Origin of the sequence: Mycobacterium sp. 134, from assembly GCF_048282715.1 — a bacterium.
GTDB classification, from domain to species: domain Bacteria; phylum Actinomycetota; class Actinomycetes; order Mycobacteriales; family Mycobacteriaceae; genus Mycobacterium; species Mycobacterium septicum.
Genome location: NZ_JBLVUN010000008.1, coordinates 936,975 through 956,760 on the forward strand (window position 1 = coordinate 936,975; position 19,786 = coordinate 956,760).

Genomic DNA, 19,786 nt, shown 5'->3' on the forward strand with positions numbered 1-19,786 from the left:
GCTCACTTTTCAGGCATCCCTTCTTCGCCCAGCGCAAGCTTCTGGCGGTCCGTGACATCGGCCAGCGGAGCCTCGGGCTGGAGTTCCATGTTTGCGATGAAGCCGCCGCGGGGTGTCTCGGCGACAAAGGTGATGGCCCGCGCGAGATCGTCCGCGCGCAGGAAGTAGTCGTGACGCGCCTGGCCCCACTTGGCCCAGTCCTCGAGTGCCGGGCCGATCAGCTCGGCCGGCAGGCTCCAGCCCATCGAGGTCTTGGTCGGACCGGGATGCACGATCGACGCGCGCACTCCGGTGCCTTCCAGCTCCATCTGGTAGTTGGTCACCATCGCCACCAGGGCGGCCTTGGCGGCGCCGTAGGCGCCCATGTGCGGCCGCTGACGCAGTGCCACATCGGATCCGACGAAGATCAGGTCGCCGCGTTGCCGTTCGATCATCCCGGGTAGCACGGCGGTGGCCACCCGGTTGGCGCCGACCAGGTGGATCTGGATCTGGGACTCGAACTGCTCGGTGCTGATCGAGTCGAGCTTGCCGAAGTACGTGTCACCGGCACCGGCGACCAGCACCTCGATCTCGCCGAGTTCGGAGGTGGTCTGCTCGACAGCGGCCTTGACCGAGTCGGGGTCGGTCACGTCCAGGTGCACCGCGATGGCCTCGCCGCCGTTGGCGCGGATCTTCTCCACGATCTCCTGGAGCTTCTCCACCCGGCGGGCGCCGAGTGCGACGGGAAACCCGTTGGCGGCGAGCCTGATCGCGGTGGCCTCACCGATGCCTGAGGAGGCACCGGCGACCAGGGCGGGACGACGGTCGGGTAGGGGGGCAAAACGAGGCATGCAGCGGCCTTTCAGCGGAGCTGGACGGTAATCGGAAGGTGAGCGAATCCACGGACACTGCTGGAGTGGACGCGGACGGCGTTGGCCTCGTCCACCTCGTATCCGCGGATTCGCTTGAACAACTCGGTCAGTGCCACCCGGGCCTCCATGCGCGCCAGGTGCGCGCCGAGGCAGAAGTGGGCACCACTGCCGAAACTCACCAGTTTGGGACCGATCTCGCGATCGATCCGGTACTCGTCGGGATTCTCGAAGACGCGTTCGTCGCGATTCGCCGAGCCGATCAGCAGCACCAGCACGTCCCCTGCCGGGACCGTGGTGTCGTAGTACGTCAGGTCCTCGGTGACCAGCCGGGCCAGGATCTGGCTGGAGGCGTCGTAGCGCAGGGTCTCCTCGACCCATGGCACGACCAGGTCGTGGTTGTCGAAGACCGGTGCCAGCTGGCCCGGGTTCTTGTGGCCCCAATAGGCAGCGTTGGCAAGCAGTTTGGTGGTGGTCTCGTTGCCTGCGACCACCATCAGGAACAGGAACGCCATGATCTCGTCGTCGGTGAGCCTGTCGCCGTCGATCTCGGCCTCGACAAGTGCCGAGGTCAGATCGTCGGTGAGCCGCTTGCGCCGCTGTTTGACCATGTCGGCGTAGTAGACCAGCAGCTCACCCGAGGCCGCGATGGCCGATTCGGGCACGTCGGCGACGCCGTCCTCGCGGTGCATGACACCGTCGGCCAGCGCGCGGATCCGGACCCGGTCCTCCTCGGGTACACCCATCAGCTCGGAGATGACGTCCATCGGCAGCTTGCCCGCGAAGTCGTCGACATAGTCGAAAGTGGTGCTCTGCAGGGCTGCGTCCAGATGCTGGTGGGCGATCTCGGTGACCCGGCCCTCCAGTTCGCGGATGCGCCGCGGGGTGAAGCCCTTGGACACCAGTGTGCGCAGCCGCAGGTGGCCTGGATCGTCGAGGGCCAGGAACGACATGACGCGGTGCGCTTCGTCGTTGCGCGAGATCGGGTCGAGGGACACGCCGTGCTTGTTGGACAGTGTGACGCTGTTGCGGAAGCCGGCGACCACGTCCTTGTGCCGGGACAGCGCCCAGAACTTGAGGTCTTCGTTGTGATAGATCGGGGCCTCGTCCCGCAACCGCTTGTAGTACGGGTACGGGTCCTCGTGGAAGTCGTAGTCGTACGGGTCGAAGATCAGCTCGACTGCATTCAAGGTCATTTGTCCTCTCCCAGGCTCATTTGTCCTCGCCGAGGACGAGTCCGACCACGTAGGTCAATCGGTCGGCGATCTGGTGGTAGGTGAAGGCGCCGCTGCCGGCATTGACCAGCGCGCCGAAGAACGTCATCTCGAGGGCGGAGACGATGCGGGAATCGGCATCCGGCCCGACGGCCGATCGGATGCGCTTGTGGATCTCGGCGCCGATGCGGTCACGCACTTTGCGCACCGCCGGGTCGGTGCCGCCGCCGAGCAGGGCTGTGGTGCAGGCGGCCGCCACCTCGGGTTCGTCGGCGACAACCAGGGTCAGCGCGCGGAGCGCCTTGTCGACGCGGGTGGTCCTGGAGTCGTTCACGTCGGTGAAATACGGGCATCGGCTGACCAGATCCAGGTACATCTCGGCGATCAGGTGGTTCTTCGACGAGAAGTACGTGTAGGCCGTTGCAGGTGCGACCCCGGCGCGTGCGGCGACCGCACGCACCGTCAGATCGGCGTAGGAGGACTCCCGCAACATCTCGGTTCCGGCGGTCAGGACCTTTCGGAAGGTCTCTTCCTGCCGGCGGTTGCGCGGGGCCTCCTTGTCTGGCTCCGGAGCTGGTTCTGTGACTGCGGACACCGCATCGCTGGACACATGTCCAAGTTATCCGACGATGTCGACGTTGGGCAAGTAGGGATCGTGAAAGGCTGCAATGAACTGCGGATTCTGGCACCGGATGAGGAGTGATGGGGTGCGCCCTTGCGGCTCGCCATCGTCTGCGGCTATCGTTCGAGACGAGACAGCCGGACAGTTGTCCAGAATTCGTGAAGTGGAGTTCACCAATGCCGGTACTGGCCGATCGCCAGAGTCAACTGCTTATCGACGGCAAGCTCGTCGCTGGAGGCGGCGGAGTTTTCGAGACCGTCAACCCCGCCACCGAGGAGGTGCTCGGCGTTGCCGCCGACGCCAACGCCGAGGACATGGGCAATGCCATTAACGCCGCGCGTCGGGCCTTTGATGACACCGACTGGTCGACGAACACCGCGCTCCGGGTGCGCTGCCTGCGGCAGCTGCGCGATGCGTTGCGCGAAAACATCGAGGAATTACGGGAATTGACCATCGCCGAGGTGGGTGCTCCGCGCATGCTCACCGCCGGCGCGCAGCTGGAAGGTCCGATCGACGATCTGGCCTACTCGGCTGACACCGCCGAGAACTACGAGTGGACGACCGATCTCGGTTACGCCACCCCGCAGGGCATCCCGACCAACCGCAAGATCGCGCGTGAGGCGGTCGGAGTCGTCGGCGCGATCACCCCGTGGAACTTCCCGCACCAGATCAACCTGGCCAAGGTCGGCCCGGCCCTGGCCGCGGGTAACACGCTGATCCTCAAGCCGGCCCCGGACACCCCGTGGGTGGCCGCGGCCGTCGGCCAGATCATCGCCGAGCAGACCGAATTCCCGGCCGGCGTGATCAACGTCGTCACCTCCAACGATCACGCTGTGGGCGCGCTGCTGTCCAAAGACCCTCGGGTGGACATGGTTTCGTTCACGGGTTCGACCGCGACCGGTCGGGCCGTCATGACCGATGCGGCGCTCACGCTCAAGAAGGTGTTCCTCGAGTTGGGTGGCAAGTCGGCCTTCCTGGTGCTCGATGACGCCGATCTGGCCGGGGCCTGCTCGATGGCGGCCTTCACGGTTGCCATGCACGCCGGTCAGGGTTGCGCGATCACCACCCGTTTGGTGGTGCCGCGGGCCCGTTACGACGAGGCTGTCGAGGCCGCCGCGGCGACACTGGGTGGCATCAAGCCCGGCGACCCGAACAGCAAGCGCACGGTGTGCGGCCCGCTGATCTCTGCCCGTCAGCGCGACCGGGTGCAGTCCTACCTGGACCTCGCTCTGCAGGAGGGCGGCCGGTTCGCCTGCGGTGGTGGGCGTCCCGCGGACTTGGACACCGGGTTCTTCATCGAGCCGACGGTGATCGCCGGCCTGGACAACAACGCCCGGGTGTCCCGCGAGGAGATCTTCGGGCCCGTGCTGACCGTCATCGCCCACGACGGTGACGACGACGCCGTGCGGATCGCCAACGACTCGCCGTACGGCCTGTCCGGCACCGTGTTCTCCGGCGACGACGCCCGTGCGCAGGCGGTGGCGGCGCGGATGCGCGTCGGCACCGTCAACGTCAACGGCGGCATCTGGTACTCGGCCGATGCCCCGTTCGGCGGCTACAAGCAGTCCGGAATCGGCCGCGAGATGGGCGTGGCCGGCTTCGAGGAATACACCGAAATCAAGTGCGTCGCGACGCTCGCGAACTAGAGGACTGAGGAGATATTCGATGGGACAGTTCGACAACAAGGTGGCCATCGTCACCGGGGCCGGTGGCGGTATCGGCCAGGCCTACGCCGAGGCGCTGGCCCGCGAGGGCGCGGCTGTCGTGGTGGCCGACATCAACACCGAAGGTGCGGCGAAGGTCGCCGACGGCATCAAGGGCGAGGGCGGCACCGCCCTGGCGGTGCGAGTCGACGTCTCCGACATCGACTCGGCCAAGGACATGGCGGCGCAGACGCTTTCGGAGTTCGGCGGCATCGACTACCTGGTGAACAACGCCGCGATCTTCGGTGGCATGAAGCTCGACTTCCTGCTCACCGTCGACTGGGACTACTACAAGAAGTTCATGAGCGTGAACCTCGATGGCGCGCTGGTGTGCACCCGCGCGGTGTACCGCAAGATGGCCAAGCGTGGCGGCGGCGCGATCGTCAACCAGTCCTCGACCGCAGCCTGGCTCTACGCCAACTACTACGGCCTGGCCAAGGTCGGCATCAACGGCCTGACCCAGCAGCTGTCGCGGGAGCTGGGCGGACAGAACATCCGGATCAACGCCATCGCGCCCGGTCCGATCGACACCGAGGCCAACCGCACCACCACCCCGCAGGAGATGGTCGCCGACATCGTCAAGGGAATCCCGTTGTCCCGCATGGGCCAGCCGGAGGACCTGGTCGGCATGTGCCTGTTCCTGTTGAGCGATCAGGCCAAGTGGATCACCGGCCAGATCTTCAACGTCGACGGCGGACAGATCATCCGATGAGCGCTTGCGCGGAGAGCATCGGGCACGGCTCATGAGCCTCAAATACGGCTACATCGGCCTGGGCAACATGGGTGCCCCGATGGCCAAGCGCCTGGCCGAATGGCCGGGCGGGTTCACGGTATTCGATGTGCGTGCCGAATCCATGGAGCCTTTCGCGGAACTCGGCGCGACACTGGCGGACGACGTCACAGGTGTCGCTGATGCGGACATCATCAGCATCACGGTGCTCAACGACGAGCAGGTGCGTTCGGTGATCGCGGACCTGGCGCCGAAGGTCAAGCCGGACACCGTGATCGTGATCCACTCGACGATCAGCGACACCACCGCGGCTGAACTCGCCGAGCAGTACCGGTCGCAGGGCATCCACATCGTCGACGCCCCGGTCAGCGGGGGCGGCGCGGCGGCCGAGAAGGGTGAGCTGGCCATCATGGTCGGTGCCGAACGCCCGGTCTACGAGCGGATCAAGCCGGCGCTCAAGCAGTTCGGCTCGATGGTGATCCACGCCGGAGAGCCGGGTGCCGGCACGCGGATGAAGCTGGCCCGCAACATGCTGACCTTCACGTCCTACGCCGCGGCGTGCGAGGCGATGAAGCTGGCCGAGGCGGCCGGGCTGGACCTGGGTGCACTGGGCCGGGTGGTGCGTCATACCGATGCTCTGACCAGCGGGCCGGGTGCGATCATCGTGCGCGAGAACATGGCCGAGCTGACCCCGGACCACTGGCTCTACGACGCGTTCACCCACACCCGCGGCCTGGGTGAAAAGGACCTAAGCCTGGCCATCGGCCTCGGTGATGTTGTGGGAGTGGATCTTCCGTTGGCTCAGCTGGCCTTGCAGCGGCTCGCTGACGGCCTCGGCGTACCGCACAAGAACGATTAGGAGAACTTCGATGGACGAGTTGCGCGCCAAGGGTCTGGCCAAGATGAACGAGGTCTACGGCTGGGAGATGCCCAACATCGAGGGCGATCCGTACTTCGATCTCACCGTTGACCACCTGTTCGGCACCATCTGGGACAAGCCCGGACTGTCGATGCGGGAGAAGCGTCTGATGACGTTGTCCGCGGTGACCGCCGTCGGATCGCAGGACCTCGCCGAGATCCAGGTCAATGCCGCGCTGCTCAACGGTGAGTTCACCGAAGAAGAGCTCAAGGACATCGCCATCTTCCTCACCCAGTACCTCGGCTTCCCCCTCGGATCCGGCCTCAACGGAACCGTTTCCAAGGTTGTGGCCAAGCGGCGCAAGGCCGCCGAGAAGGGGCTGGCCGAGGACCGGCGCGCCAACGTGAACGCCGCAGTGAAGATGAATACGGGGAGCGAGCTCGATGACAAGTAGGTATGCCTCGCTGACCCATGACGAGCTGGTCAAGCTGGTGCCCGAGCTGTTGCTCATGGGCCAGATGATCGACCGATCCGGAATGGCCTGGTGCATCAGCAGTTTCGGCCGTGAGGCGATGCTTCAGATCGCCATCGAGGAGTGGATGGCGGCCAGCCCCATCTACACCAAGCGGATGCAGAAGGCACTGAAGTACGAGGGCGTCGACGTCATCACCATCTTCAAGGGTCTTCAGCTCGACATCGGCGCGCCACCGCAGTTCATGGATTTCCGCTACATCATCCATGACCGCTGGAATGGCGAGTTCTATCTCGATCACTGCGGCGCCCTGCTCGATGTCGAGCCGATGGGCGAGGAGTACGTGCGTGGCATGTGCCACGACATCGAGGACCCGACATTCGATGCCACTGCGCTGGCCACCAACCGCAAGGCGCAGATCAGGCCCATCCACCGTCCCCCGCGGGTGCCCTCGGACCGGCATCCGCACTGCGCGTGGACGGTGAAGATCGACGAGTCCTACCCCGACGTGCCGGATCTGCCGGCGCTGGAGGTGATGTGGCGGACCAGGGCGGCTCAGCTCGAACTCGACCCGATCGACGAGTCCGAAGAAGGCGCGTCCGATTACTCGGGGCCGCTGGTGTCAGACTTCGACTTCGCCGCGTTCTCTCATTCGGCGCTGGTCCGGATCGCTGACGAGGTGTGTCTCCAGATGCACCTGCTGAACCTGTCGTTCGTCATCACGGTGGGTGCCCGCGCCGGCGCCGATACCGCGCTGGCCACCGACATCTGCACCAAGCAGCTGATCGGGGTGGCCGGGATCGGTGCCGAGCGGATCCACCGGGCACTGGATCTGCCCGGCGGGATCGAGGGTGCGATCAAGGTGGCCGAACTGCATCCGCTGTTCAACCCGGTCGCCTACGTGGACACCGAGTTCGGTCCGGATGTCATCACGGTGCGCCGCTCGCCGGCACACCAGGACGGCGCCTGGGCGTCGCTCGTGACACCGTCCGAAGTGCGGCCGCTGCAAGCCATCGTGCAGGCGGTCGATCCGCACCTGGACGTGGAGGTCGGCGGGAGCGATCAGGAGTGGACTGCGCGGATCATCGAAACCGACACCGCAGCAAAGGAACTCGGTGAGGTCGCGGTGGTGAAGTTCAGCGGTGGTGCGTCGTTTGTGTTCGAGCCGCGGAAGTCGTTGCCGTTGACCGTCGTCTAGCTCGCGGGAACAGTCAGCATCAGATACCCGCTGCCCCAAGGCTGGACAATCACGTCGGCAGGGAAGGTCGCTCGGCGATTCTCACGGTCTCTTCGATGAACTCGCGACTGGTGTATTCGTGAAAGCCCGCAGCCGGTCAACGACAGGGCCGGCAACAGGGTGACCAACATAACCCGTATACCTGTTGTGACTCCGGTGCTCTCCGCCCCTGAGTGGTCCTGGTCGTGATCGCTCAAGTCGAATGCGCTAACGCTGTGAGTCTTCGAGGCTGTTGATTACCTCCAGTGCGACGCGCCTGCTGTCGGGTAGCCCGAGCGCACTGGAGTTGATCAGCGTGCTACCCGTGAGCCGATATGCACTATGTGCCCCGTCGGCATCTGCACTGCTGACCGATGGCGCCCATTTCCTCAGTGGACCGCTGCACGGCGTCGCTGACCTGGCCGAGGCCTTTACTGGCCAGGATCATTCGCATCGCTGCGCCGGCTTGGCCGCCCGGTCGTGTGGAAGGCATCGAGTGCCCCCATGCTTCACCGTCCCCCACCTGAATCGACGGCTCAAGTCTAGAACCCGGCAAACGGTGGCCCGGGCGCCAAATTTTCTGCCTCAGCCTCACCGCCGGCGTGCCGGCCTGCGATCTAAAGTGGCGGGGTGGGCATCTCAACGGTCCGCGCATGTGCCCTGGTGACTGGCTTGCTTGCCGGGTGCGTGATGGGGTGTTCCGGTGGTGCGCCGGATTCGGCGCAGGTACCGACGACGATCGCCACTCCGCCACCCGGTTCGGTAGGAGAGCAACCTGCCCGGGTCCAGCCGGTGGACGCTGCCGCGCTCGGCGCCAGCTGGCGGCCGGGGTGCCCGGTGCCTCCCGCGGATCTACGTCGAATCACCCTGTCCTATATCGGTTTTGACGGCCGATCTCATCGCGGTGAGTTGGTGGTGCACCGTGATGCGATCAGCGATGTGATCGCGATCTTCGCGGAGTTGTATTCGGCACGATTCCCGATCGAGAAGATGCGCACGGTGGACAAATATCCGCGCGCCGAGGACGAGCTGTCGATGCGGGACAACAACACCTCGGCGTTCAATTGCCGGCCGTTGCCGAGTGGAGCCTGGTCGTTGCACGCCTATGGCCGCGCGGTCGACATCAACCCGCTGATCAACCCGTACATCTCGGCCTCCGGCGACCTGCAGCCGGCCACCGCGCGGGCGTACCTGGACCGCACTCGCACCGATCAGGGGATGATCCGCGACGGTGACGTGGTGGTGCGGACCTTCGCCGGGCGTGGCTGGAGGTGGGGCGGGCATTGGCACGACCCGGTCGACTACCAGCATTTCCAACGACGCTGACGTGGCCAAACCGGTCTAGATCCCCGCCGAGGGCCTCTCGGACGCCAGATGTCCGCCAACGACAGCTGAACCCACCCACCGTGTCATGTAGCTGCGCAGGGCCGCTCCGGTGCGCGGAGGGCGGCCCGGGTCGACGACAAACGACTGGATGATCCGAAGTACGTGCTCGGCGAGTTCGTCCAGCTCGGCGTCGGTGTAACCGACCTCAGCCCAGTCGACGTCCAGCCTGCGCAACATCTCCCGGGCAAAGTCGACGGCCACATCCGAGGTCACCGATTCGGTGTGCGCGTTGGGCCGGCCCGGGGCGACGAGCAAACCGATGTGTTTGTCCTTCGGCAGCCACTCCAAGGAGGTCGCGATGCACTCGGTGATGGCCTCCACCGGATCTGTCACCCCTTTGACATGGGCGGCGAGCCGGTCCAGGAAGTCGCCGGCCGCATGCACCGCCGACGCCACCAGCAGGGCATCGGTGCTCGGGAAGTAGCGGTACACGGTCTGGCGGGTGACACCGAGGGTGCGGGCCACATCAGCGATCGAGAAGTCCGCACCCCGCTCGTCGATCGCCTTCCCGGCCGCGGCCAGGATGCGGGCAATCGCCTCTTCGTCGGTGGCCGGCGCCGAACCGGCCCACCCGTGCGTTCGCATGGGCGAATCTTAGAACAACGGGCGAATCGCCCCGCCCGTCAACCGTGATAGGAGACCGGCAGGTCCTTGACGCCGTTGATCCACCCGGACCGGAGTCGTTGCGGCTCGGCCAGTTTGGTGATGTCGGGGATCTGGTCGGCGATCTCGTTGAACATCAGCTTGATCTCCATCCGCGCCAGGTTGGCGCCGATGCAGTAGTGCGCGCCGTTGCCGCCGAACGCCAGGTGCGGGTTGGGGTTGCGCAGGATGTCGAAGGTGAAGGGCGAGTCGAAGACGTCTTCGTCGTAGTTGGCCGAGCTGTAGAACAGGCCGACGCGCTGCCCGGCCTTCACGGTGACATCGCCGATCTGGGTGTCGACCAGGGCGGTGCGCTGGAAGCAATGCACGGGGGTGGCCCAGCGGATGATCTCGTCGACGGCAGTCTCCGGGCGTTCGCGCTTGAAAAGCTCCCACTGGTCCGGGTTTTCGAGGAACGCGTTCATGCCGTGGGTCATGGCGTTGCGCGTGGTCTCGTTGCCGGCCACGGCCAGCAGGATCACGAAGAACGCGAATTCCACCTCGCCGAGTGAGTCTCCGTCGACGTCGGCCTGCACGAGGCGGGTCACGATGTCGTCGGCCGGACACTGACGCCGCTGCTCGGCCATGGTGTAGGCGTAGCCCATCAGCTCGGCGTTGGCCATCGTCGGATCGGCGTCGAAATCCGGATCGTCGGTGTTCATGATGGCGTTGGTCCAGTGGAAGAGCTTCTCCCGGTCCTCCTCGGGAACGCCGATCAGGTCGGCGATCGCCAGCAGTGGCAATGGCATCGCCACTTCGTCGACGAAGTTGCCGCTGTCCTTCTTGGCCGCCGCGGCCACGATCTCGCGGGCCGCCACGGCCAGCTTCTGCTCCAGCGCTGCCACCGAGCGCGGCGTGAACAGTCGCGACACCAGCTTGCGCAGCCGGGTGTGCTCGGGGGCGTCGTGGTTGATCAGCAGGGCCTTGGTGAGGTCGAGTTGGTCGGCGGTCACACCCTCGGGCAGGCGCATGACGGCACCCTTGGCGTTGGTCGACCACACGGCGCCGCCGTCGCGGGAGATGGTCTTGATGTCCTCGTGGCGGGTGATCACCCAGTAGCCGCCGTCGTTGAAGATCGATTCGTCCTGCTCGTTCCACCACACCGGTGCGGTCTTGCGCAGTTCGGCGAACTCACGCACCGGGATTCCGCGGAGCAGGACGTCGGGATCGGTGAAGTCGTAACCGGCGCCGAACGGGCAGGCATTCATGGTGGTCAAGCCGGATCATCTCCTCATGTGACGGCGAGCACATTCCTTGGTTCGACCATACACTGTGGCGTCAAGTGTATGCCCGCAGGTTTCCCGCTACGCTACGACCGTGCGCGTCCTCGTTATCGGATCCGGTGCCCGTGAACACGCCCTGCTGCTGGCCCTGCGCCGCGACCCGCAGGTGGAGGAGTTGGCGGTGGCGCCCGGCAACGCCGGCACCCAGTCCATCGCCGATCAGTACGACGTCGACATCACCTCCGGTGAGGCCGTGGTCAAGCTGGCCCAGCGCCTCCAGAGCGACCTCGTGGTGATCGGTCCCGAGGTCCCGCTGGTACTCGGCGTGGCCGACGCCGTGCGGGCCGCGGGAATCGCCTGCTTCGGTGCGAGCAAGGATGCCGCCCGCATCGAGGGCTCGAAGGCCTTCGCCAAGGACGTCATGGCCGCGGCCGGGGTGCGTACCGCGAGCAGCGAGATCGTCGACAACCCGGCTCACCTCGACGCCGCGCTGGACCGCTTCGGTCCGCCCGCGGGCCAGGCCGCGTGGGTGGTGAAGGACGACGGTCTGGCCGCAGGCAAGGGCGTTGTGGTCAGCGCCGATCGCGACGCCGCCCGCGCTCACGCGGCCAGCCTGCTCGACTCCGGGCATCCGGTGCTGCTTGAGTCGTTCCTGGACGGCCCCGAGGTGTCGCTGTTCTGTGTGGTCGACGGCGCCACGGTGGTGCCGCTGCTGCCGGCGCAGGACTTCAAGCGTGTCGGCGACGGAGACACCGGGCCGAACACCGGCGGGATGGGCGCGTATGCCCCGTTGCCCTGGCTGCCGGACTCGGTGAAGAACCAGATCGTCGACGAGGTGGTCAAACCCGTTGCAGCGGAACTCGTTGCGCGTGGCAGCTCGTTCTCGGGCCTGCTCTACGCCGGTCTGGCGATCACCTCGAACGGTCCGTCGGTGGTGGAGTTCAACTGCCGCTTCGGTGACCCGGAAACGCAATCGGTTCTGGCCCTGCTTGATTCGCCGCTGGGGCAACTGCTGAACGCCGCGGCCACCGGTGAGCTCGCCTCATTCGGCGACCTGCAGTGGCAGGACGGCTACGCCGTTACGGTCGTGGTGGCCGCGGAGAACTACCCGGGCCGGCCACGCGTCGGCGACGTCATTCACGGATCGGAAGCCGATGGTGTGCTGCACGCAGGCACCGCCCGGCGTGAGGACGGCGAGGTGGTGTCCTCCGGCGGCCGGGTGCTCTCGGTGGTCGGCACCGGGCCGGACCTTGCTGCCGCGCGCGACGCGGCCTACACGCTCACCAAGTCGATCCGGTTGCCGGGTAGCCACTTCCGCAGCGACATCGGACTGGCTGCCGCCGAAGGGCGCATCACCCTTTAGCGGCGGGCAGGAGCGAAGCGACCGGGGGACCTGTCAAGCGACGAGAAGCGGTGCCATCCAGGTGATCTCGGCGGGCAGCTGCGAACTCCAGAAGCTGCCGTCATGCCCGCCGGGGGAGAAGCCGCCGGCCGGGGGATTGGGCAGCTCGGCGATGAACTGCTTGGTGGCCGAATAGAACGGATCGCTGTTGCCGCAATCGATCCGGATCGGGATCGACCCCAGCGCTGGCTGGCTCCAGACGCTGTTGGCGGCATAGTCCGCCGCGCTGTCGAAGGCCCCGGGTGCTGCGGCCCCCGAGGATGTCCAGAGCGCCGGGCTGACCGCACAGATCGCCGCGGTGCGCCCAGGCCCGAGCCGCGAGCCCAGCAACAGCGCGCCGTAGCCGCCCATCGACCAACCCAGGAACCCCACCCGTGAGGTGTCCAGGCCCTGATCGCCGAGCATCGGAATCAGCTCGTCGAGCACCATGGCGCCCGAGTCCTCACCGGATGCGCGTTTGTGCCAATAACTTCCGCCGCCGTCGACCGCGACCACCGCGAACGGCGGCAGCCCGGCCGCCACCGCCTCGGCGAGACCCTGTTCCACTCCGCCGGCCATCACGCCTGCCGCATCCTGGCCTTTGCCGTGCAGGGCGATCACCGGGCGGAGTTTGCCAGTCTGGCCCGGTGGGCGCGCGATCGCCCAGTTGGTGTTCGTCCCGCCACGCGCGGCCGATACGAACGAGCCACTGGTGAACGTCGGGGCGACCACAGGGCTGGCCGGCGAGACAGGGGCGGAGGCGAGGGCTACAGCACCGGCGGCGCCGGCAGCCGCACCGACGCCGAGGCGCAGGACCGCGCGACGGGTCAAGTTGGGCATGCGGGCCATCTTGCCATCGCCCGACAATGGCATCGGCCAGTGGCATTCTCGTGGCATTGCCGACCGCCGGAAAAACCTGAGTAAAGCCTGATGATTGACCGAAAGCCCGATGTGGAAGAGGCCCGGCTGGCAGCATGTGGAAGGTGACGGCAGCGGTCACTCCCAAAGGGGAGCGGAGGCGGTACGCCCTCGTCAGGGCGGCCGCTGAGTTGCTTTGCGAGGGCGGTTTCGACGCCGTCCGGCATCGTGCCGTGGCGCGCCGCGCCGGTCTCCCGCTGGCCTCCACGACGTACTACTTCTCCTCACTGGACGACCTCATCGCGAAGGCTGTCGAGTACATCGGAACCCGAGAAGCCGAACAACTCAGCGCAGGCGTGGCGGCACTCTCGCGGCGGCGCCGCGGTGCCGAGTCGACCGCCGACGTCCTCGTCGATTTGTTGCTCGGGGAATCTCCGGAGCTGCATGGAACCGAGGAGTTGATCTCGCGCTACGAGCGCTACATCGCCTGCGCGCGCCAGCCGGGGCTGCGCGATGTCCAGCGCCGCATACTGCAACAGCGCACCGACGCTGTGGTCGAGGTGGTGGAACGCTCGGGCCGCTCGGTGCGCGGCGAACTGGTCACGGCGTTGGTGCGTGCGGTTGATGGGGCAGTCGTGGCATCGTTGGTCGACGAAGGGGAGGGGCCCAGAGCCAGTGCCCGCGCCACGTTGATCGACGTCATCGACGTGCTGGCGCCCGTCGACGAACGGGCGGGTACGCGTCTGACCGGCTGAAGGAGGGGGAATGTCGCAACCCGCAACCGCGGAGGAGCCACAGCTCAAGCGGGTGATGGGGCCCGGATTATTACTGCTGTTCGTCGTCGGCGACATCCTCGGCACGGGTGTCTATGCGCTGACCGGGCAGGTTGCCAAGGAGGTCGGCGGCGCCGCATGGGTACCATTCCTCGCGGCGTTCCTGATCGCCACCATCACCGCGTTCAGCTACCTCGAGCTGGTCACCAAGTATCCCCAGGCAGCGGGCGCAGCCCTGTACGCGCACAAGGCATTTGGCGTCCACTTCGTCACGTTCCTGGTGGCGTTCATCGTGATGTGCTCCGGAATCACCTCGGCCTCAACGGCTTCGCGGTTCTTCGCGATCAGCTTCTTCGACGCGATAGAAGTCAACTTCGGGCAGTTCTTCACCGATCACGTCGCCCACCTGAAGGTGGTCGGCGTCATCCTCCTCGCACTTCTGTTCATGGCTTTGATCGCCGCGGTGAATCTGCGCGGCGTCAGTGAAAGCGTCAAGCTGAACGTAGTTCTGACGTTCATCGAGATCACCGGTCTGGTGCTCGTGGTCGCCGTGGGACTGTGGGCGATCGTCAGCGGGGTGGACGTCGACTTCTCCCGCGTCGTCGCATTCGACACCTCCGGGGAGAGGAACGCTTTCGTCGCGGTCACCGCGGCGACGTCGCTGGCCTTCTTCGCGATGGTCGGGTTCGAGGACTCGGTCAACATGGCGGAGGAGACCAAGGATCCGGTGCGGATCTTCCCGAAGGTCTTGTTGTCCGGTCTGGGCATCGCCGGCCTGGTCTACGTCGTAGTTGCCGTCATCGCGGTCGCGCTGGTGCCGGTCGGAACGCTCGCCGAGTCCGACTCCTCCCCGCTGGTGAAGGTGATGGAGGCCGCCGCACCGGGGCTCCCGTTCTCGAACATCCTGCCCGTCATCTCGATGTTCGCCGTATCGAACACCGCCTTGATCAACATGTTGATGGCCAGTCGCCTGATCTACGGCATGGCCCGCCAGCATGTGTTGCCCCCGGTGCTCGGCACGGTGCACCCGAAGCGGCACACGCCCTGGGTGGCAATCGTTTTCACCACGCTCATCGCATTCGGGTTGATTTTCTACGTGTCGGCGTTCGCAAGTGGAGACACCGTCGCGATCCTCGGCGGCACGACCTCACTGCTGCTGCTAGCAGTCTTTTCAGTCGTGAATGTCGCAGTGCTGGTACTGCGTCGCGATGTCCGGAAAGGAGGCGGGCACTTCAAGACTCCGACCGTGCTGCCCGTCATCGGCTTCATCGCCTCGCTGTATCTGGTGCTGCCGACGTCGGGGCGCCCGGGCGTGCAGTATGTGCTGGCGCTGGCGTTGGTCGCCACCGGCGTGGTGCTTTTCTTGATCACCAAGATGATCAACAAGCAACTCGGTATCACTGGGCCCGGGATCACCGACCCGACCCATCTCGCCGAGGCGCCCTAGGACTCTTTCCGCAGCTTTTCAATCCGGTTCTGCAGCAGCGCGATCCGGTGCGCGTTTCCGTCCAGCTCGATATAGCGGTCATCGAACACGGCCAGCAATGCGTCGTCCAGGCGACGCACCGCGCCCGGCGGGTACCGGTAGTCCATCAGCCGGTTGATCTCGTCGGTGTCCACCGAATCCAGCACGGTCGTCAGCGCATCCAGTGAGGTGATGCCGAGCTCGAGCAGCAACCCCGAGATCCAGCCATAGTGGTCCGTGCGTGACCAACCGGCGTCAGGGAAGCGATTGCCCAGGTAGGTGGCCAGCACCGGGGTGGCGATGCGCGCGTCCCTCAAGAACCCAGGGGGCACGTCCTCCTCTTCGGTCATGGTGAGTCGCAGGCGTTCCCGGATCTCGGTGAACTCGCGGTCGGCCAGCTCCAGCAGCCCGGCGGCCAGTGTGAATCGGCGGTCCAGTTCGCTGACGTGCTCGGCCGGTATCGAACCCTTGTACCGCACGTCATGCTCGAACTCGGCCCACGCGTGCTGCAGTACGGTACGCACCTGGATGGACGCCGGATACTGTTCGCCCTCGACCCCGAACAGCAGGTGCCGGCTCGCGTAGCCCCACCGGCCCTGACGTGCGGTCTGCAGACCCATGTCCTGGTCGTCGAGCAGCCGCATCTCCTCGGCCAGCAGATTGGCCACCGCGTCGACATCCTCACGCAGATAGGTGATGACGCGCAGGCCCACCTGATCGGTGATCTCCACCAGCGGATCGGTGTACATCGGAGTGCCGTCGGCCGCACGGCGGTTGGCTTTCATGGCGAACGAATCGACGCTCTTGGTGCGGGCCGTGATGCTGAGGTAGTTGATGCCTGCCTCGTCGAGCAGGCTGGTGACCAGCTTGAGGTACTGCTCGGTGGCGGCCACCAGGTCCGGGCGCCGAGCGGCGTATTCGGCGACAGCCGTCGACGGCGCCGCTTCGCGGAGCGGTGCAGGTCGAGGCCGCGGCAGGCGAGATGCGGGCAGGGACGGCGTGACGATGTAGCCCGAGTCGTAATCGCCGTAGATCGTCACATCCTCGGGCCGGTGATACCAGTACAGCGCGATGTAGGCGCAGAGCAGGGCGTCGACGGGGTCCTCGTCGCGATCGAGTTGCCCCGGCCGGGTGGCAGCCTCGATCCGCTTGCGAAGTTCCACCCAGCTGACATTGCGGTTCGCCCGCAGCCGCGGCGTCGCCCCGTCGAGCTCCTCGATGAACGTCATCAGCCTCAGCAGTTCGCGCTGCCGGTCGCCGAACGCGCCGCGCTTGTATTTCAGGGTCTTGTCGAGCCCGAAGAGCACGACGCTCGCCGGGTGCGGATAGACCTCGATCGCGCGACGGTTGGACAGCGACGACGGATCCATGTCGAGGCCCAGGGCCGACGCGATACGCGCGCCGCGCGGATGCTTGAACTCGGGTCGCTCGGTGAACGCCGGGCGTGCCCCGGCGTCGAACCGCTGGAAGTCCCGGTTGAGATCCCGTTCGCACGGCCGGTGGCCCGTCGGGTTCTTCACGATCAGCGGCGCATCGATGGCAACCAGGCAGTCGCCGCTGACGTAAGGCTCTATGGCCGCGGCGATATCGTCGTCGTCCTGCGCCACACCGACGTGGAGGACCCGCCCACCTGAGTCGATGGCGGCCACGCCCGTCTGGTTCTTCTCGCCCCACGCGAGGTCGAGTCCGACGAAGTACATCCGTCCACTGTCTCATTGGTACTGCGGCCTGGGCCGTAAGCTGTGTGTTCGTGACGATCCCGAATGTTCTGGCCAACCGCTACGCCAGCGACGAAATGGTCGCGATCTGGTCGCCGGAGGCCAAGATCGTCGCCGAACGCCGACTCTGGCTCGCCGTGCTGCGTGCGCAGGCCGAGCTGGGCGTCGCGGTGCCCGACGGCGTGATCGACGACTACGAGCGGGTCCTGGAGAACGTAGACCTCGCCTCGATCGCGGCGCGCGAGCGCGTCACCCGCCACGACGTCAAGGCGCGCATCGAGGAGTTCAACGCGCTGGCCGGCCACGAGCACGTCCACAAGGGCATGACCAGCCGCGACCTCACCGAGAATGTCGAACAGCTGCAGATCCGCAGCTCGCTTGAGCTGGTGTTCGCCCACGGCGTCGCGGTGGTGGCCCGGCTGGCCGAGCGCTCCGTCGTCTACCGCGATCTGGTGATGGCCGGCCGATCGCACAATGTGGCGGCCCAGGCCACCACGCTGGGCAAACGGTTCGCCTCGGCCGCCGAAGAGACGCTGCTGGCGCTGACCCGGTTGCGCGAGCTGATCGACCGCTACCCGCTGCGCGGCATCAAGGGCCCGATGGGCACCGCCCAGGACATGCTCGACCTGTTCGACGGGGACACCTCCAAGCTCGCCGAGCTGGAACGGCGTGTCGCCCAATTCCTGGGATTCACAGAGGTTTTCACCAGCGTCGGGCAGGTGTACCCGCGCTCGCTGGACCACGATGTGCTCTCGGCGCTGGTGCAGGTGGGTGCCGGGCCGTCCTCGCTGGCGCACACCATCCGGCTGATGGCCGGCCACGAGCTGGTCACCGAAGGCTTCGCGCCCGGTCAGGTCGGCTCCTCGGCCATGCCGCACAAGATGAACACCCGATCGTGTGAACGGGTCAACGGCCTGCAGGTGGTGCTGCGCGGCTACGCCTCGATGGCCGCCGAGCTGGCCGGTGCGCAGTGGAACGAGGGCGACGTGTTCTGCTCGGTGGTGCGCCGCGTGGCGCTGCCGGACGGGTTCTTCGCCGTCGACGGGCAGACCGAGACCTTCCTGACCGTGCTCGACGAGTTCGGCGCCTACCCAGCGGTGATCCAGCGCGAGCTGGATCGCTACCTGCCGTTCCTGGCCACCACCCGCATCCTGATCGCCGCGGTGCGCGCCGGCGTGGGCCGCGAAACCGCGCACGAGGTGATCAAGGAGCACGCCGTCGCCGTCGCACTGGACATGCGCGAGCGCGGTTTGGAGCCCGACCTGCTGGACCGGCTGGCCGCCGACCCGCGGCTGCCGCTGGACCGGGCGGCCCTGGAAGCCGCGCTGGCCGACAAGCAGGCCTTCACCGGCGCCGCCGGCGCCCAGGTCGACGGGGTCGTCGCGGCCGTCGATGAACTGGTCAGCCGATACCCCGAAGCCGCCAAGTACACCTCGGGCGCCATCTTGTGAGTTTGGCGGCCGACCTCACCGACCTGGACAACTTCGCTGCCGGTTTCCCGCACGAATTGTTCGCCGCGCACCGCCGCGAAGCGCCGGTGTACTGGCACTCGGCGACCGAACACACGCCGGATGGCGAAGGGTTCTGGTCGGTGGCCACCCACGCCGAAACCCTTGCGGTGCTGCGTGATGCGGAGACCTACTCCTCGGTGACCGGCGGCACCCGGCCCTACGGCGGCACGCTGCTGCAGGATCTGGCCATCGCCGGGCAGGTGCTCAACATGATGGACGACCCCCGGCACTCCGAGATCCGCAGGCTGGTCAGCTCCGGGCTGACGCCACGGATGATCCGGCGGGTCGAAGACGATCTGCGGGCCCGGACACGTCGGTTGCTCGACGGGGTGGTGCCCGGAGAACCGTTCGACTTCCTGGTGGACGTGGCCGCGGAGCTGCCGATGCAGATGATCTGCATCCTGCTGGGAGTGCCGGAATCCGAACGGCATTGGCTGTTCCACGCGATCGAGCCGCAGTTCGACTTCGGAGGTTCGCGTTCTGCGGCCATGGCGCAGATGTCGGCCGAAGAGGCCGGCTCGCGGATGTACACCTACGGCCAGGAACTCATCGCCGCCAAACGTGCCGAACCGACTGACGACATGCTGTCGGTGGTGGCCAACGCATCGCTGGACGACTCGCTGGCTCCCCTCTCTGAAGTGGAGCTGTACCTGTTCTTCAGCCTGCTGTTCAGCGCCGGTGCCGAGACCACGCGCAACTCGGTGGCGGGTGGGCTGCTGGCCCTGATCGAAAACCCTTCGCAGATGGCGTTGTTGCGTGACGATCTCGGCGAGCTGCCCACGGCGATCGAGGAGATGGTGCGCTGGACCTCGCCGTCACCGTCCAAACGCCGTACCGCGACCAGAGCCGTGACGTTGGGCGGCTGTGACATCGAAGCCGGGCAGAAGGTGCAGGTCTGGGAAGGGTCGGCGAACCGGGACCCGCTCGTGTTCTCCTCTCCCGACACCTTTGACATCACGCGTAAGCCCAATCCGCACTTGGGTTTCGGCTACGGGATCCACTACTGCCTGGGCGCCAACCTGGCCCGGCTGGAGTTGCGGGTGCTGTTCGAGGAAGTGCTTGCGAGGTTCTCGTCGGCTCGTCTGGTCAAGCCTGTCGAATGGACCCGCAGCAACCGGCACACCGGCATCCGACATCTGGTGGTGGAGCTCGCCTAACCTCGGAG

General features: G+C 66.4%; 18 protein-coding genes. 11 read left to right on the forward strand and 7 right to left on the reverse strand.

All coding sequences use genetic code 11. The annotated features are described in order from the left end of the window. Positions 1-2 precede the first annotated feature (2 nt). The 3 genes from ACNQVK_RS09115 to ACNQVK_RS09125 are packed head-to-tail and all read right to left on the reverse strand — an operon-like array spanning position 3 to position 2,672. Complete coding sequence (locus ACNQVK_RS09115) at positions 3-830, reverse strand: SDR family oxidoreductase (protein ID WP_418029256.1); 828 nt, start codon at positions 828-830, stop codon at positions 3-5. An 11-nt stretch (positions 831-841) separates the two neighbouring features. Beyond that, entirely contained in the window at positions 842-2,044 is a 1,203-nt protein-coding gene (locus tag ACNQVK_RS09120; RefSeq protein ID WP_418029257.1) for a cytochrome P450, read from the reverse strand. Positions 2,045-2,060: 16 nt separating this feature from the next. Further along, a complete protein-coding gene (locus ACNQVK_RS09125; protein ID WP_276128984.1) occupies positions 2,061-2,672 on the reverse strand; it encodes a TetR family transcriptional regulator in 612 nt (203 codons plus the stop codon). A gap of 188 nt (positions 2,673-2,860) precedes the next feature. Between ACNQVK_RS09125 and ACNQVK_RS09130 the strand changes: the two genes are divergently transcribed. The 6 genes from ACNQVK_RS09130 to ACNQVK_RS09155 all read left to right on the forward strand — a co-directional run bounded on the left by ACNQVK_RS09130 (position 2,861) and on the right by ACNQVK_RS09155 (position 8,990). Further along, positions 2,861-4,330 (forward strand): aldehyde dehydrogenase, encoded by a 1,470-nt coding sequence (locus ACNQVK_RS09130; RefSeq protein WP_418029258.1) that lies wholly within the window; start codon positions 2,861-2,863, stop codon positions 4,328-4,330. 19 nt (positions 4,331-4,349) lie between these two features. Further along, positions 4,350-5,099: an SDR family oxidoreductase gene (locus ACNQVK_RS09135; RefSeq protein WP_418029259.1), complete on the forward strand. Its 750-nt coding sequence runs from the start codon at positions 4,350-4,352 to the stop codon at positions 5,097-5,099. A 31-nt stretch (positions 5,100-5,130) separates the two neighbouring features. Next, entirely contained in the window at positions 5,131-5,976 is an 846-nt protein-coding gene (locus ACNQVK_RS09140; RefSeq protein ID WP_418029260.1) for an NAD(P)-dependent oxidoreductase, read from the forward strand. Positions 5,977-5,986: 10 nt separating this feature from the next. Beyond that, on the forward strand, positions 5,987-6,430 hold the full coding sequence (locus ACNQVK_RS09145) for a carboxymuconolactone decarboxylase family protein (protein WP_418029262.1): 444 nt from the start codon (positions 5,987-5,989) through the stop codon (positions 6,428-6,430). Then, positions 6,420-7,646 (forward strand): hypothetical protein, encoded by a 1,227-nt coding sequence (locus ACNQVK_RS09150; RefSeq protein ID WP_418029263.1) that lies wholly within the window; start codon positions 6,420-6,422, stop codon positions 7,644-7,646. Before ACNQVK_RS09145 ends, ACNQVK_RS09150 begins: the two co-directional genes overlap by 11 nt. A gap of 708 nt (positions 7,647-8,354) precedes the next feature. Further along, positions 8,355-8,990 (forward strand): M15 family metallopeptidase, encoded by a 636-nt coding sequence (locus ACNQVK_RS09155; RefSeq protein ID WP_418034062.1) that lies wholly within the window; start codon positions 8,355-8,357, stop codon positions 8,988-8,990. Positions 8,991-9,005: 15 nt separating this feature from the next. On the opposite strand, the gene ACNQVK_RS09160 is transcribed toward ACNQVK_RS09155, so the two are convergent. Further along, on the reverse strand, positions 9,006-9,635 hold the full coding sequence (locus tag ACNQVK_RS09160) for a TetR/AcrR family transcriptional regulator (RefSeq protein WP_418029264.1): 630 nt from the start codon (positions 9,633-9,635) through the stop codon (positions 9,006-9,008). Between the two features lie 38 nt (positions 9,636-9,673). Then, positions 9,674-10,900, reverse strand: a complete 1,227-nt coding sequence (locus ACNQVK_RS09165) for a cytochrome P450 (RefSeq protein ID WP_418034064.1) — start codon at positions 10,898-10,900, stop codon at positions 9,674-9,676. 109 nt (positions 10,901-11,009) lie between these two features. On the opposite strand from ACNQVK_RS09165, the gene purD reads away from it, so the two are divergent. Next, on the forward strand, positions 11,010-12,278 hold the full coding sequence (gene purD / locus ACNQVK_RS09170) for a phosphoribosylamine--glycine ligase (RefSeq protein WP_418029265.1): 1,269 nt from the start codon (positions 11,010-11,012) through the stop codon (positions 12,276-12,278). A gap of 33 nt (positions 12,279-12,311) precedes the next feature. Here purD and ACNQVK_RS09175 read toward each other — a convergent pair whose 3' ends face one another. Continuing rightward, on the reverse strand, positions 12,312-13,145 hold the full coding sequence (locus ACNQVK_RS09175) for an alpha/beta hydrolase (RefSeq protein ID WP_418034066.1): 834 nt from the start codon (positions 13,143-13,145) through the stop codon (positions 12,312-12,314). Positions 13,146-13,270: 125 nt separating this feature from the next. On the opposite strand from ACNQVK_RS09175, the gene ACNQVK_RS09180 reads away from it, so the two are divergent. Beyond that, complete coding sequence (locus tag ACNQVK_RS09180) at positions 13,271-13,909, forward strand: TetR/AcrR family transcriptional regulator (RefSeq protein WP_418029266.1); 639 nt, start codon at positions 13,271-13,273, stop codon at positions 13,907-13,909. A gap of 10 nt (positions 13,910-13,919) precedes the next feature. Further along, positions 13,920-15,374, forward strand: coding sequence for an APC family permease (locus ACNQVK_RS09185; RefSeq protein WP_418029267.1), 1,455 nt, complete (start codon positions 13,920-13,922; stop codon positions 15,372-15,374). Here the strand turns inward: ACNQVK_RS09185 and relZ are convergent. Beyond that, on the reverse strand, positions 15,371-17,092 hold the full coding sequence (relZ, locus tag ACNQVK_RS09190; RefSeq protein WP_418029268.1) for a bifunctional ribonuclease/(p)ppGpp synthase: 1,722 nt from the start codon (positions 17,090-17,092) through the stop codon (positions 15,371-15,373). The two genes, ACNQVK_RS09185 and relZ, sit on opposite strands and share 4 nt — an antisense overlap. A gap of 50 nt (positions 17,093-17,142) precedes the next feature. Here relZ and purB point away from each other — a divergent pair, with 50 nt between their 5' ends. Both purB and ACNQVK_RS09200 read left to right on the forward strand, forming a co-directional pair. Beyond that, complete coding sequence (purB, locus tag ACNQVK_RS09195; protein WP_276128998.1) at positions 17,143-18,561, forward strand: adenylosuccinate lyase; 1,419 nt, start codon at positions 17,143-17,145, stop codon at positions 18,559-18,561. Beyond that, positions 18,558-19,778, forward strand: coding sequence for a cytochrome P450 (locus ACNQVK_RS09200; RefSeq protein WP_418029269.1), 1,221 nt, complete (start codon positions 18,558-18,560; stop codon positions 19,776-19,778). The genes purB and ACNQVK_RS09200 overlap by 4 nt, the downstream gene beginning before the upstream one ends. The last annotated feature ends 8 nt before the right edge of the window (positions 19,779-19,786 follow it).